A 15,983-nucleotide genomic window follows, 5' to 3' on the forward strand; every position below is an offset into this window, starting at 1 on the left:
AACAAGATTATATAGAATTACAATACCAAAATAAAAAGGTGTAAAGAATATTGATTTTTGAATTATTTTCTTGATGCTCATCATCTTTTTCTAATTAAGCCTAACTATTGTATAAGTGCAACTCACTTGCACTTATATTCCTTATGCAATATAGTTTTAATTTTTATAGAAAAGATAAGGGGCTAGGTGTTTTATTTATATGTACATTGGATACATGGGTGTATTTTTCGGTAGTTTTACTACTATTATGACCTAGTAATACTTGAATGCTTCTTAGGTTAACTCCATATTCATATAAATGCGTAGCATAGCTGTGTCGTAGGGTGTGTGGTGTGACTTTTTTCAGAATTTTACTTTTTTTAACTGCGAGTTTTAGAAACGCTCTAATACTAGATGTCGAATATGGAATACTGGTGGTTTCCTTTGTTTTTTGGGAAACACCTTCAAACAGGTATGTTTTAGGTTTATAGATTTTATAATAGAGCCTTAATTCTAATAATAATTCTTGGGGTAATGGAACAAGCCTGTCCTTTTTACCTTTGGCTTGTTTAATTATAATACAATTTCTAGCGCTATCAATATCTTTAATTTTTAGGTTTATAACTTCACTTATTCTTAAACCGCAACCATAAATGGTTTTAAGTATGGTTTTGTGTTTTTTATTTTGGGTATTGTTAAAAAGACGTTTAACTTCTTCTAATGAAAGAATTGTGGGTAAAAAAACGGGTTTAAAAGGACGGTCTATTTTTAAATAAACTTTATCTAATAGAAGTATGTTTTCTAAATAGAATTTAATTGCATTAATAGCTTGGTTTTGGGTGCTTATTGAACGTTTTTTTGAAATTAATTGTTGTATGAATGACTCTATATTACTGGAAGAGTTAAGTTTTTTTTCGTTACAGAAATCCAGATAGTTTTTAATGTAGTGTAAATAGGTGTCTTGAGTACTCTTTGAATAGTTTTTTCGTTTTAATTTTTTTGCGATTTCAGTACATATGGCCATAATGTAAAAATAAGTCTTTTTTGTTTGATTTTTAGTGTGTTAAAATATTAGTTGTATATTAACCGTTAAAAACGACTAATGTGAAAATCAATAATAACCAGTGTTTTGAGTAGTAAAAAATGTAAAATTTGTAAAAAAGATATTCTTGGTAGAAGTGATAAGTTGTTTTGCTCTTTAAGGTGTAAAAATTATTATCACACCAATTTAAGACGTGTGACTTTAAAGGCTTCAATAAAAATTGACCGTATTTTACATCGAAACCGGTCTATTCTTCTTGAAGTTATGGGGAAGAATCGTGTGCAGAAAAAAGTATCACGAATAATTTTAGAAGAAAAGCAATTTCGATTTAATTACTTAACGCACTATCACACGAACAAAAATGATAAAGTATACCACTGGATTTACGATTTTGCTTGGATGAGCTTCTCAAACGATACGGTATTAATTGTAAGAAAAACTTAAATTAATGGGCCTCTAGCCAGTTTAAGCCTGTGTCCAATTCTACATCTAATGGGACTTTTAATTCAAAAGCATTTTCCATTTCTACTTTAATTAACTGTTTCATTGTTTCTAATTCGGGCTTATAAACGTCAAATACTAATTCGTCATGCACTTGCAATAACATTTTGGTTTTATAATTTCCGATTTCTAGTTTATTATAAATGTTAATCATCGCTATTTTTATAATGTCGGCAGCACTCCCTTGTATAGGGGCGTTTACAGCATTACGTTCTGCTGCGCTTCTAACAACAGCATTACGGGAGTTAATGTCTTTGAGGTAACGGCGACGCCCTAAAACAGTCTGTACATAACCCTTCTCGCGCGCAAAATGGACTTGATCACTCATGTATTTACGTAGTTTCGGATAGGTTTCATAATAGGTGTCTATAAGTGCTTTTGCCTCGCTTCTAGATAAATTAGTTTGATTACTTAGTCCAAAGGCTGAAACACCATATATGATTCCAAAATTCACGGTTTTAGCGTTACTACGTTGTTCTCTAGTAATGTTTTCTAAAGGAACGTTAAATACTTTTGCAGCGGTAGCGGCATGAATGTCTTCTCCGTTTTTAAAAGCTGTAATCATGGTTTCTTCATCACTTAAGGCAGCAATAATACGGAGTTCTATTTGAGAGTAATCGGCAGCCAGTAAAACGTAGTCTTTGTTTTTGGGAACGAAGGCTTTTCTAACCTGTCTTCCGCGTGCTGTGCGTACGGGGATGTTTTGTAAATTAGGATTATTACTACTCAAGCGTCCTGTAGCAGCAACCGTTTGCATATAATCTGTATGCACGCGATTAGTGTGTGTGTCTACCTGTGTTGGCAAAGCGTCAATATAAGTACTTTTTAGTTTGGATAACCCACGATAATCTAATATGTCTTGGATGATCTCATGATCTTTGGCTAAGAAAGAAAGTACATCTTCGGCAGTAGAATACTGACCTGTTTTTGTTTTTTTAGGCTTGCTCACTAATTTTAACTTTTCAAACAAAACAATACCTAATTGTTTTGGTGAGGCAATATTAAATTCCTCTCCAGCTTGAGTGTAAATTTTAGCTTCTAAAGCTTTAATATCGTTGTTTAATGCTTCCGAAAGCGAATTTAAGAAGGGAAGGTCTAAATTAATGCCTTCTAATTCCATTGCAGCTAGAACACGTAATAAAGGTATTTCTATATCGTTGAATAGCTTTTGTGTATTAGCATCCCCCAATTCTTTTTGGAAATGTTCTTTTAATTGTAATGTAATATCTGCGTCTTCAACAGCATACTCTGTTAATTTATCTAAGGGGACTTCTCGCATAGAAAGCTGCTGCTTTCCTTTTTTACCTATAAGTGTTGTTATGGCTATAGGCGAGTAGTTTAAATACGTCTCGGCGAGTACCTCCATATTATGGCGCATATCTGGATTGATTAGATAATGTGCTAGCATTGTATCAAACAAAGGCCCTTTAACAGAAAGGTTGTATTTATGTAGTACTTTAATGTCGTATTTAAGGTTTTGTCCAATTTTTTGAATCTTTTCATTTTCAAAGAAGGGTCTGAGTTGCTCTATAAGCTGTTGAGCTTCATCTTTATTTTCAGGAAACGGAATGTAAAACCCTTTTTTAGCCTCCCAAGAAAAGGAAATGCCTACCAATTCTGCTGTTAAGGGATTCAAGCCTGTTGTTTCTGTGTCAAAACACACACTGGTTTGACTCATTAGGTTTTTGAGGAACAGTTTTAAGGCGATTCCAGAGACGATACTTTGATAAAAATGTGGCGTTGTTGTTGCTGTTTTTCTTGAGAACTCTTTTGTAGTTTCTGTTGTTTTCGCTCCCGAGGGATCTCCTCCAAATAAAGAGAATTGACCTGCGCCCGCAGCGGTTTGTGCTTTAGTAATAGTTTGAGTGTCTGCTTTATTAGATGCAGGAGAGGCTTCTGTGGGGCTAAATGTTTTGGTGAAATTATCTATTAAGCGTCTAAATTCTAACTCTTGAAAAATAGTGGTTACAGCAGGAATATCCGGTTGCGACATTTCGAAATCTTTGGCGCTAAATGTTACAGGAACATCCAACATAATTGTTGCTAGTTTTTTTGAAAGTAATCCTAGCTCCCGATTGGCTTCTATCTTTTCTTTCATTTTACCTTTTAGTTCGTGTGTATTGGCTAAAAGGTTTTCCATACTGCCATATTTTGCTAAGAATTTTTTAGCCGTTTTCTCGCCAACACCAGGTAAGCCGGGAATATTGTCTGAAGAATCTCCCATCATTCCTAAGTAGTCTATCACTTGTATGGGGTCGGTAACTTCAAATTTTTTCTGTACTTCTGGAATGCCCCATGTTTCATATCCTCCGCCAAATACAGGGCGATACATAAAGATATTTTCAGAGACCAATTGTGCAAAATCCTTATCTGGGGTGACCATAAAGGTTTTGTAGCCTTCCTTTTCTGCTTTTTTAGCTAAGGTTCCAATAACATCATCGGCTTCAAAACCCGATTTTACCATAATAGGAATGTGCATAGCGCGTAAAATGTCTTGAATTAAGGGAATCGCAATTTTTATGGCTTCTGGAGTTTCATCGCGATTAGCTTTGTAAGCTTCAAACATTTCAACGCGATCTACACTACCTCCTTTATCAAAACATACCGCTAGATGGTCTGGGCGTTCGCGCTTTATAACATCTAATAACGAATTCATAAACCCCATTACCGCTGATGTGTCTACCCCTTTAGAATTTATTCTAGGATTTTTAATAAAGGCATAGTACCCACGAAAAATTAATGCGAAGGCATCAACTAAAAAAAGACGTTTTTGATCAGACATTGTAGAAATGTTATGTTAAAAATAAGGTTTATATAAGCAAATTCTAGAGCTTTAAAAAAGGGCTAGAGTTTACCTAAAAACAGATAGGCCGCAAAATACAAAACTTCTGCTTTTAAAGAGCGAGAACGTGTTAATAAAAAGCATGCTGCTTATTATAAGTAAAGCTTGATTTTTAGTAGGCGACTTCTGCTTTTAATTTATAAATGAGTTTGTGTTTTTTTAACTTTGTTAAGCTTTTACAATAAATTTAGACTGGAAGTTTTTGTTTTCACCATCTTGAAATTTGGTCATGCTAAACCATTGATGAATAGAAAAACTACCTGTTATGCCCTGTTTATTTATGGCAATATAGCCAACTTGAAATTTTTTGTAATTACTGTTTGGTTTGTTTACAATGCGCTTAATGGCTTCTTCACAAGCTTCTTGAGGCGATTTTCCTTGACGCATTAATTCAACAACAAGAAAACTGCCAACAGTTTTTACTACTTCTTCGCCCATGCCAGTGGCAACACAACCGCCAACTTCATTATCTATAAATAATCCAGATCCAATAATAGGCGAATCACCTACGCGGCCACCCATTTTGTAGGCCAAGCCACTAGTGGTACATGCGCCAGAGAGGTCCCCGTTCTTATCCATAGCTAACATGCCTATGGTGTCATGGTTTTCAATATTTATGATGGGTTTATATTTGGCATCTATTAACCATTCTTGCCATTGTTTTTTAGAGGCTTCTGTTAAAAGGTTTTCTCTCTGCATTCCTTTAGAAACAGCGAAATCCTCGGCCCCTTTCCCTGCAAGCATTACATGTGGAGTCTCTTCCATAACTTTTCTAGCAACCGAGATAGCATGAGTAATATTTTGCATATAAACAACGGCGCCACAATCTCCATATTTGTTCATTATGCAAGCATCTAATGTCACGTTGCCATCCCTATCTGGTCGTCCACCTTTACCAACAGATTGATTGTTAGTGTCTGCTTCTTCAACCCTACAGCCTTGTTCTAGAGCATCCAATAAGGAGCCTCCTGCTAGCAGTGTAGCACCGGCTTTAGCTGTTGCATTAGGAACATTCCAAGTAGCAATAACTATAGGTAGTGAAACCTTTTTGCTGTTTGTGAGTGTGTCGTTAGTTTCCAAATTTTGCGAAACAAGGCTATCTTTACCGTCAGATAGCGTGCTTCCAACGGCTAAACTAAGGCCTGTTAAAGAGGCGTTTTTTAAAAAATCTCTGCGTTTCATTATCGTAGTTTATTTAATCTACAAGGTATCATTTTTTAATTAATTATAGAAAAACTGTTTGGTCTTGATCGGTTTTATTTTTGCTAAGTATAACCAAAACTAAAGGCGTATTAGAAATAAAAAAGGACTTATAGGTAAAACTTATAAGCCCTTAATTTTTTAGATTAGAAAGCCTTAATAAGCAACTCCTTGTTTGTCTAAGATGCTTTTTGATTTAAAGGCATAAAATAATAAGTATCCAAAACAGATGGCAGCAATCCAGTAAGAGGATTGTATGCTAAAAATATCTGCAATTTTACCTTGTAAAGGCGGAATAATAGCACCACCAAGGATCATCATAATTAAAAATGCAGAGCCTTGCGAAGTGTATTTTCCTAAGCCAGCAATACTTAATGTAAAAATACAAGGCCACATAATAGAACAAAATAGTCCACCAGATAAGAATGCAAATAGCGCTAGGTTTCCAGAGGTAAACAGTCCTATTAGCATTGCAAATACGCCGAGTAAACTAAATATTTTAAGGCTCTTTACGGGGTTGTCTTTTGCAATAAAGAAGCCTGCAATTTGAACGGCGATACAAATGCAAAATAATAATATTTCAGTTATAGAGTATTTTCCAAAATTTACTAATAAGATAACACCAAAAGCAATGTAGGGCACAATAATTAATAAGCCTTTTTTTAAGCCTTTACTAGGATTAAAAACAGTAATGGCTCCAACCCAGCGTCCAATCATTAAGCCTCCCCAGTATAATGAGATGAATGGTGCAATCTCAGCATCATTAAAAACAGGCAAGCCTAAAGGGTTAAGGTTTTTTACTTCATCACTCACTTGTTTTAATAATTCTCCTAGGTTACTTCCTATTGTTACTTCTACACCAACATATGTAAAGATCGCTAACATGCCTAATACCAGTTGCGGGTATTTCATAGCGCCCCAACCATCGGCTTTTTTTGCTGAAAGGCTGCGAGCTATAAATATTGAAGCGATGACCGCAAATAGCGCTACAAATAATAGAATTAAACGCGTTTGTTCTAAACTTTCTGAAGCTGTTTCTTGAGACCCAGAATAGGTGCTAAAGATGTATCCGAAACACGCTATAATAATCAGTGTTAATGCAATGAGTAAGTTGCGGGCTTTGTTAGCAGGTTCGAATGCTGTGTCTGATTTTAAAGCAGGGAGTTTTTTAGAGAAATGAAACAAAGCAGCAGCTAGTAGAAATAAAAGACCAACACCTATATATAGGGCCTGAATAGTTGTTAGTTTTATTTCATTATTTTTAATCATTGTTGTAAGTTCTTCTCCGCTTACGGCAGATCCAAAAAGAATGAGGGAAACTACTACGGGGCCTATAGTGGTGCCGAAAGAATTAATTCCACCAGCCAAATTTAAACGATGGGAGCCTGTTTTAGGGTCTCCTAATGCTATAGCAAAAGGATTGGCTGTTGTTTGTTGTAAGGAAAAGCCAAGGCCAACAATAAATAAAACAACTAATACGAAGTAAAAAACTTGAGTTTGACCTTGCTCGGCTCCAGCGGTAGCAGGATACATTATAAAAGCTCCAATAGCAGATAAAAGTAACCCGTATATGATTCCCTTTTTATATCCCCAAGAATTTATAATGTCTTTTTTTATAGATCCAGAAATGATAAATAAAAGGAGTGCGCCGATATAATAAGCGCCATAAAACGCGAATTCGACTAATTGAGATTGAAATTGATCAATATTAAAATAGGTTTTACAAAATGGGATAAAAACACCATTTGATGCTGCAATAAATCCCCAGAAAAAGAAAACGGTGACTAGAGTAGTTAATGCTGATTTGTTGTTTTGGTTATTCATAATTCGATTTGTTATTTCAGACTAAAAAAAGGTGAAAATTAGGGTTCTAAAAATAGATTTAAATATAGGCGTTGTTAATTGTAAAAGGACAGGTTATTTAATATCGATCTCATCTACAAATAGCCAACTCCTGCCATTATGTTTGTAGCCTAAATGCCATTCTGGTAATGCACCAAGCTTTTTTGCAATGACTTTGACGTATCGGTAACTTGCTTTATTTTGTTTAAAGGTTATGTTTTTTATGGTAACTTTTTCTGAAGGGTTTATAGTTTTTACCTCTTGACTTTTTGCAAAAGGGATGAATTTTTTCCCATCCTTAGAGACGAGGCATTCTATTTTTGTTGGATAAAAAATCCATGAGCGCTGATCTTGTAAAAACCCAATACTAACGGTGTTTATATCTTTTATGCTTCCTAAATCTACTATTGCTATAACATCCTTATCAAAGTAACCTTGCCAGGTTCCTGTTCTAAAATCTGCAGCTCCTACAATGCCGTCTATTAAGGCGTCTTTCCCGCCACCATTGTATTGGTTGGCATATTCTGTTTCTAGTTTAAGCGATAAATTGGGGTCTATTTTAAAAAAAGAAGTCGCAATGGTTGGGCTTTTTTGTTCCTTTAATTCAGAATAAGTTTTTAGTGTTAATGCTTCAGAAATTGTAAAGGGCTTTTTATATTTTTTTAAAGGAGTATTATCTGTAGAATAATAGATAATGGCGTCTTTGGTATTGCTCTGTAGTGTTATTGTAGTAGAGCCGTTAAAAGCTGTTTTTCCTTTTGCGATGAACGGCGGCGAAACAATTAAATGTTCAGAGATTGCTGTTTTAGGTTCTTCTCCTTCTTTTGTGCCCCAAGTGGAAGGTGTGTTGGTCATAACAAACTCTAAAAGGCCACCTTCCATAATGTTGTTATGAGTAATAAAGGTAGTGTTGAGTTGTTTACCGTTAAGTAATACGTAATCAATATATTTATTTGTATCACTAATATTGGTTGCGTTAATTGTAAACTGTTTCCCGTTCTCTAAAGAAATGGTTGCTTTTTTAAATAAAGGAGTTCCAATAATATATGTGTTCGAAGCAGGTGTAACAGGGTAAAATCCTAACGCGCTAAAAATATACCAAGCGCTCATTTGCCCGCAATCTTCATTTCCTGAAATACCATCAGGGGTATTGGTGTACAATGTTGTTAATATTTGGTGTATTTTTTCTTGAGTTTTGTATGGTTTGTTTACAAAATTATAGAGGTAAGCCATATGGTGACTTGGTTCGTTGCCATGGGCATATTGTCCTATTAATCCTGTAATATCTACTTGATGTCTTCCAGAAGTTTTGTCTTCGGCAATAAATAGTTTATCTAAATTTGATTCTAATTGTTTCTTGCCTCCAAGTAAATTTATAAATCCAGAAATGTCCTGGGGCACGTAATAGCTATATTGCCATGCGTTAGCTTCGGTATAGTTGAAATTTACTTCATAAGGATCAAAAGGTGCAAACCATGTGTTGCGAAAACGACCTCTCATAAATTGAGTTTCGGGGTCGAAAATGTTTTTGTAGTATTGCGCTCGTTTTGTATAGGTTTTATATATTTCTGGTTTTTGCATCGCTTTAGCCATTTGTGCAATTGTCCAATCGTCATAGGCATATTCTAAGGTTTTTGAAACCGATTCACTTTCTTTTTCTACTGGAATAAATCCAAAGGATTTGTAGCTTTCTAGCCCTAGTTTATCACGTGTTGCACTGTGTAGCATCGCTTGCATTGCTTTTTCTGTATCGTAGTCTTTTATGCCTTTTAGATAAGCGTCAGCAATAACAGGAACAGCATGGTAGCCAATCATGCAACCGGTATAATTGCCTGCTAAATCCCAAATGGGCATAATGCCGCCTTCGTTATGCTTTGCTAAAAAAGTATTAATAAAATCGTTGGTTTTTTTTTGATCAATAATTGTGTATAAAGGGTGTGCTGCACGATAAGTGTCCCAAAGTGAAAATACAGTATAGTAATCAAAAGCCTCAGTTTTATGAATCTCTAAATCCATACCACGGTAACGCCCATCAACATCTTGATATAAATTGGGGGCAATAGCGACATGGTACATTGCGGTGTAAAAATTACTTTTATAATCGTTGTTGTTACTTTCTATAACGATTTTAGCTAATTGCGTTTCCCAGTTGTTTTCAGCTTTTGTTTTAATTTGCTCAAAGGAAAAGTTCTCTATTTCTTCCTTAAAATTATTTTTGGCGCCTGTTTCGTCTACGGCAGAGATTCCTATTTTAACATAAACAGGCTCGTTGTTTGGGTTTTTAAATTTAAAAAAGGCTTTTTTCGCTTTGTTTGGAGCTAGACTATATCCTGTTTCCCCATCTATTATAGGATGAGAAAATTTGATGTAAAAAAAGAGTTTTTGATTAGTAGCCCACGCTTTTGAATGACGGTAGCCAGTCACTTCGTAATCTGAAATCATTTCGATATTACCAGAAAGTAATTCATCGCGATGTTCAAGGTCTAAAATAAGGATTTGATCCTTAGCAGAAGGAAACGTGTATTTGTGTATTCCACTGCGTTTAGAAACGGTTAAGGCAACATCTATATTGGTGCTGTCCAAGTGTACTTGATAATATCCAGGACTAGCCTTTTCATTGTTATGAGAAAATGATGCTCTATATCCTTTTTTGCCATTAGCACCATTATTAAAATTAACGTCATTGGTCGGCATTAATAAAAGATCACCATAATCACTTACTCCAGTGCCACTCAGGTGTGTATGCGAAAACCCATAGATGTATGAATCGCTATAATGATAACCCGAACAGCCGTCCCAGCCATCTAGTCTTGTGTCTGGACTAAGTTGCATCATTCCAAAAGGCAAAGTAGCTCCAGGATAAGTATGACCATGACCACCTGTGCCTATAAAAGGATTTACATAAGTGATTAATGGTTTGTCTTTTACGGCAGGGGTATTATCTACTGCTTTTTTACAGGAAACGCATAGCAGTAGGATAATAAAAACGAGAATGGGTTTAAGCGTCATTAAAAATAGATTAGTACATTTATGGCATCTAATATAAGAAAATGCATAGCAATAGATTATTCCTTGTTTTAATTTTTATCGGTATTGTTTTTAGTTGTAAGGAGGCTTCTTTGGAGGTTGTTACGCCAAATGTAATTCCTATCCCTTTAAAGCAAAAGGTTTTTGAAGGGCAATTTGTATTAAGTTCTAAAACACATTTGGAGTTTAATGAAGAGTTTAAAGTGTCGGCTCGGTTTTTAGAATCTTATATAAATAATTCTCATCGAATTGAATTAAAAAAAACAGTTGGGGAGAATGTTATTTCCTTTGTAAAGGATAGTCTAGTATTAAATAAGGAAGGATATCAATTAGAAATTTCTTCTAAAGCGATAAAAATTATAGCTGCTACAGATCAAGGCGCATTTTATGGGGTGCAAACTTTGAGGCAATTACTTCCTGTAAGTTTTGAAAATGGAAAATTTAAAGAAAAACAAGTGGCTATTCAATGTTTAAAGATTGAAGATGCGCCTCAATTTGAATATAGAGGGATGCATTTAGATGTTGGCCGTCATTTTTTTTCAATAGTCTTTATTAAGCAATATATTGATGCTTTGGCGATGTTAAAAATGAATACATTTCATTGGCATTTAACCGAAGATCAAGGCTGGCGTGTCGAGATTAAAAAATATCCAAAACTTAATGAAATTTCAGCATTTAGAAAAGAAACGTTGATAGGGCATTATAGTGATCAGCCTCACCGATTCGACGGAAAGAAATATGGGGGATTTTATACACAAAAAGAAATAAAGGAAATTGTAAAATATGCTAGCAATCGTAACGTTACTATAATCCCGGAAATTGAAATGCCAGGCCATTCACAAGCAGTATTGGCAGCATATCCAGAACTTGGTTGTACTGGAGCGCCTGTTGCTGTTGCATCAAAATGGGGTGTTTTTGAGAATATCTATTGTACAAAAGAAGACACATTTATGTTTATTGAAGCCGTTTTAGATGAGGTTTTAGCATTGTTCCCTAGTAAGTATATTCATATTGGAGGAGACGAAGCTCCAAAGACAAGATGGAAGGCTTGTAATAATTGTCAGCGAAGAATAAAAGAAGAAGGTTTAAAAGATGAACATGAGTTGCAAAGCTATTTTATTTCACGGGTTGAAAAGTATTTAAATAGTAAGGGGAGGCAGATTATAGGCTGGGACGAAATATTAGAAGGCGGGTTGGCACCAAATGCCACCGTAATGTCATGGCGAGGTACCGCTGGGGCTGTAGCAGCAGCTAAAGAGAAGCATTATGTTATTAATACGCCAACATCTCATTGTTATTTTGATTATTATCAATCTACAAATGAGGGCGAACCTATTGCAATAGGAGGGTTTTTGCCTTTAGAGAAGGTGTATAACTTTAATCCTATTCCTGAGGCCTTAAATGTCGCGGAACAGCGCTATATATTGGGAGCGCAAGGTAATGTGTGGACGGAATACATGCCAACTGAAGAGCGAGTAGAATATATGGTTTTTCCACGTATTATGGCAATGAGTGAAGTGGTTTGGTCAAAGGGCAATAAAAAGAATTATAACGAATTTGTTTCTCGGGTAGCGGTATTTAATAAGCGATTAGAGGTCTTGGGAATTAACTATGCAAATCATTTATATGAGGTAAAATCGGAATTGATTTCTAAAGAGAATAAAAAAGGGTTTAAATTAAAAACAACGACTAAAAATAATACTATTCGTTATACTTTAGACGGGAGTGTACCTGTTGGGACATCTAAGCGCTATGATACATTAATACCTATAACTAAAAGTATGGTACTTAAGGCGGCTGTTTTTAATGAGGAAGTTGCGTTAGGTAACATTTTAACACAGGAATTTAATTATCATAAAGCTGTAGGGAAAAACATTAGCTTGATACCCAAACCACATAAAGCCTATATTGGAAGTGGTAAAGCAGGCTTGATTAATGGTATTAGCGGAAGTGATGCGCGTTATGGAGATAAGGAATGGCTTGGTTTTTCTGGAGAAGATGTAATGGTAACTATAGACTTAGGAAACATAACAGAAGTGAATAGTATAACTACACGGTTTTATAATGCGAATGGGCAATGGATATATGCCCCAAAAACAGTTGAGGTCTCTTTTAATGGGGTCGATTTTAAAGCATTTTCTTTAGATTCAGAGCCTTTGATTGTAGATTTTAAATCTCATTTCAATAATATACAAACCCAGACAATTGTACTGAGAATACCGAATTACGGTGTTATTCCTGAAGGGATGCAAGGTAGCGGTTATAAGGCATGGACATTTATTGATGAAATTATCATAAATTAATAAGTCATTAAAAATAGAGTAAAGAATGGTGTTAGAAATCTGTGCCAGCTCGTATGAATCTGCAATTAATGCAGCACGCGCAGGGGCACATCGTATAGAACTGTGTAGTGAATTAGCAATAGGCGGTATAACGCCAAGTTATGGTTTAATAAAAGGCGTTTTAGAAGCTTTGTCTATTCCTGTTTTTATATTGATACGACCAAGGAGCGGTAATTTTACATATTCGACAGCAGAATTCGAGGCTATGAAACGTAATATTCAGCTTTGTAAAGATTTAGGCTGCCAGGGAATTGTTTCGGGGGTTTTAAATAAGGACAATACTGTAGACGTTGAACGTACAAAAATCTTAATTGAATTGTCAAGGCCATTGCCATTTACATTTCATCGAGCTTTCGATTGGACACCAAACCCGCTTAAAGCTTTAGAAATTATAGCAAATTTAGGAGTCGAAAGGGTGCTGTCATCAGGACAAGAAGTATCGGCTATAAACGGTGTAGAGCTACTTAAGCAAATGAAATCTTTATCAAACAATAGGGTAATAATATTGCCAGGAGGAGGAGTACATTCTCAAAACGTAATGTTTTTTAAAAAGGCTGATTTTTTAGAAGTACATGCTTCTGCTACAAGAGTAGAACAAGTGAATGAAAGACCAAATGTATCCATGAATAGTGATCTTTTTTTTGATGAGCGTATGCGTGTTACTTCAGATAAAGAAAAAATAAAGGCCATTTTAGATAAAGTAAACACAGATAATGAATAGATTTTTTTTAGTGCTATTCGTCTTTGCAATGGTTGGTTGTAAAACGGATGATTTGCCTACAATAAAACCGATAAGTCAGAATTGGACTTTTAAAAGCGTAAAAGATTCCGTTTGGTATGCTGCTCAAGTCCCAGGAGAGGTCCATTCGGATTTATTTAGTAACGGAATAATAGCGGATCCATTTGTAGGAAATAATGAATTAAAACTACAATGGATTGCAACTAAGGATTGGGAGTATCAGACGGTATTTAAAGTTGCTAACGAAACACTTTTAAAAAAACACTTAGAATTAATTTTTGAAGGATTAGATACGTATGCGACAGTTTATTTAAATGAAAAAGAAATACTGAAAACTCAAAATGCGTTTAAGTCTTTTTTAGTAGATGTAAAGCCCGTTCTGAAGCAAGAGAATACATTACGTGTTGTTTTTGAAAGTGCTGCAAAAGTAGAAGCCATTGCAAGGCAAAAGCAACCTTATACATTGCCTGCCGGAAATAGGGTTTTTACCAGAAAACCACAATTTCATTATGGTTGGGATTGGGGGCCAGTGTTTATTACTAGTGGTATTTCAAAGCCTATAAATCTTAAAGCATGGAATGATTTTAAGATAGAAACAGTGTATTATAAGCAAAAAGTGTTGAATGATACTATTGCTGAGTTAGAAGCACAACTTGAAGTCCGTTCAGATATTAAAAAACCATTGGATGTTGAAATATATGTTGATGAAGTCTTGAATTCTAAATTAAATATAGTGCAGACCTCAAACATTATTACTGTTCCTTTTACTATTAAAGATCCAAGAAAATGGTGGCCTCATAATATTGGGGATCCCTATCTTTACAATCTTAAGGTTGTTGTGAAGCAAGGCAAAAGAGTCTTGGATCGTTATGTTTTAAAAAAGGGCTTGAGAACAGTGGCGTTAATTACCGAAAAAGATAGTATTGGCGAAACCTTTTATTTTAAAGTTAATAATGTGCCTGTTTATATAAAAGGAGCCAATTATATACCGCAACACAGTTTTCAAAACCAAGTAGAGTCTCAAGATTATGAACGCCTTTTAGGAGATGTTGTGGCAGGTAATATGAATATGTTACGTGTTTGGGGAGGAGGGATTTATGAAGACAATACATTCTATGAGTTATGTGATGAAAAAGGAATTATGGTATGGCAAGATTTTATGTTTGCTTGTGCGATGTATCCTGGAGACAAGGCGTATTTGAATAATGTAAAGAACGAGGCTATAGCCAATGTAAAACGGTTGCGTAACCATAGCTCTATTGCGCTTTGGTGTGGTAATAATGAGAATAGAGAAGGGTGGCAGCGTTGGGGTTGGCAACAAGGACGAAGTGAAGTAGAAAAAGAAGAGATTTGGGGTAATTATCTTAAGTTATTCGATACGCTATTGCCACAAATAGTAAATACATATCACAGTGAAATTGATTATTGGGAAAGCTCGCCACGTTATGGGAGAGGTAACCCTCTGTATAAAACAGAAGGTGATGCTCATGATTGGTGGATTTGGCATGATGAATACCCTTTTGAACACCTATTAGATGCCGTGCCACGTTTTATGAGTGAGTTTGGGTTTCAATCTTTTCCAAGTTATGAAGCTATAAAATATATAAATGGTAATAATAGTACTTCAATATCTTCAGAGGCTTTTAAAAGCCATCAAAAGCATCCAAGAGGCTATGCTATTATAAAGAACTATATGGCACGCGATTACCCAATTCCAGATAATGATGAGGATTATGTGTATGTTAGTCAATTATTACAAGCTAATGGAATGACAAAGGGGTTTGAGGCACAGCGAAGGGCTAAACCTTATAACATGGGAACACTTTACTGGCAACTCAATGATTGTTGGCCAGTAGTTTCATGGTCTAGTATCGATTTTTTAGGTAATTGGAAAGCCATGCATTACAAAACAAAAAAAGCATTCCAAAACGTATTAATTTCTTCGAGAGTGATTGGAGATACATTGAATACCTATGTTGTAAATGATGATTTAAAAAAACATAAAGGCAATTTAAAACTTGAAATCATGGATTTTAATGGACAGGTTTTACATCAATTTTCAAGACCAATAACGGTGGCGGCAAATAGTAGTGCCATAAAACAAAAATGGGATCTTAAAACGTTAGGGATTAAAAAAGAGGAAGTGTTAGTTGTTTCATCATTCAATGAAGAAAAAGCGCTTTATTATTTCGTAAATCACAAAAAATTGAAGTTATTTCAAGGCGATATTAAGCAAAGTATTTTAAAAACAGAAACAGGGTTTTCAATAACACTATCAAGTAGTACATTGCAAAAAGATGTGTTCTTGTATAGTGAAGAAAAAGGGCGTTTTTCCGATAACTTCTTTGATTTATTACCCAATAGAGTTAAAACGATAACATTTGAGACAAATGCAAAGGAGTTACGCGATTTAAAACTAAAAACCTTTAACAAATTAGTAAGATAAATCACTGTTTTAATGTTTAATTT

General features: G+C 35.0%; 9 protein-coding genes. 4 read left to right on the top strand and 5 right to left on the bottom strand.

The annotated features are described in order from the left end of the window. Nucleotides 1–163: 163 nt before the first annotated feature. Nucleotides 164–1,003 carry a tyrosine-type recombinase/integrase gene (locus tag AC2D8I_RS12625; RefSeq protein WP_484706380.1) on the bottom strand — a complete coding sequence of 280 codons (840 nt, stop codon included), beginning with the start codon at nucleotides 1,001–1,003 and terminating at the stop codon, nucleotides 164–166. Nucleotides 1,004–1,108: 105 nt separating this feature from the next. On the opposite strand from AC2D8I_RS12625, the gene AC2D8I_RS12630 reads away from it, so the two are divergent. Beyond that, nucleotides 1,109–1,465, top strand: a complete 357-nt coding sequence (locus AC2D8I_RS12630; RefSeq protein ID WP_484706381.1) for a hypothetical protein — start codon at nucleotides 1,109–1,111, stop codon at nucleotides 1,463–1,465. Between the two features lies 1 nt (nucleotide 1,466). Here AC2D8I_RS12630 and polA read toward each other — a convergent pair whose 3' ends face one another. From polA to AC2D8I_RS12650, 4 genes are all read right to left on the bottom strand, one after another. Then, a complete protein-coding gene (polA, locus tag AC2D8I_RS12635; protein ID WP_484706382.1) occupies nucleotides 1,467–4,304 on the bottom strand; it encodes a DNA polymerase I in 2,838 nt (945 codons plus the stop codon). Between the two features lie 228 nt (nucleotides 4,305–4,532). Further along, nucleotides 4,533–5,546: an isoaspartyl peptidase/L-asparaginase family protein gene (locus tag AC2D8I_RS12640; protein WP_484706383.1), complete on the bottom strand. Its 1,014-nt coding sequence runs from the start codon at nucleotides 5,544–5,546 to the stop codon at nucleotides 4,533–4,535. A 174-nt stretch (nucleotides 5,547–5,720) separates the two neighbouring features. Further along, entirely contained in the window at nucleotides 5,721–7,388 is a 1,668-nt protein-coding gene (locus tag AC2D8I_RS12645) for an MFS transporter (RefSeq protein ID WP_484706384.1), read from the bottom strand. Between the two features lie 93 nt (nucleotides 7,389–7,481). Next, nucleotides 7,482–10,415, bottom strand: coding sequence for a GH92 family glycosyl hydrolase (locus tag AC2D8I_RS12650; RefSeq protein WP_484706385.1), 2,934 nt, complete (start codon nucleotides 10,413–10,415; stop codon nucleotides 7,482–7,484). Nucleotides 10,416–10,456: 41 nt separating this feature from the next. On the opposite strand from AC2D8I_RS12650, the gene AC2D8I_RS12655 reads away from it, so the two are divergent. The 3 genes from AC2D8I_RS12655 to AC2D8I_RS12665 are packed head-to-tail and all read left to right on the top strand — an operon-like array spanning nucleotide 10,457 to nucleotide 15,960. Next, nucleotides 10,457–12,736 (top strand): beta-N-acetylhexosaminidase, encoded by a 2,280-nt coding sequence (locus tag AC2D8I_RS12655; RefSeq protein ID WP_484706386.1) that lies wholly within the window; start codon nucleotides 10,457–10,459, stop codon nucleotides 12,734–12,736. A 25-nt stretch (nucleotides 12,737–12,761) separates the two neighbouring features. Continuing rightward, nucleotides 12,762–13,496, top strand: a complete 735-nt coding sequence (locus AC2D8I_RS12660; protein ID WP_484706387.1) for a copper homeostasis protein CutC — start codon at nucleotides 12,762–12,764, stop codon at nucleotides 13,494–13,496. Beyond that, nucleotides 13,489–15,960, top strand: coding sequence for a beta-mannosidase (locus AC2D8I_RS12665; RefSeq protein WP_484706388.1), 2,472 nt, complete (start codon nucleotides 13,489–13,491; stop codon nucleotides 15,958–15,960). Before AC2D8I_RS12660 ends, AC2D8I_RS12665 begins: the two co-directional genes overlap by 8 nt. Nucleotides 15,961–15,983 lie beyond the last annotated feature (23 nt).

Source organism: Lacinutrix sp. YIN62, from assembly GCF_057219185.1.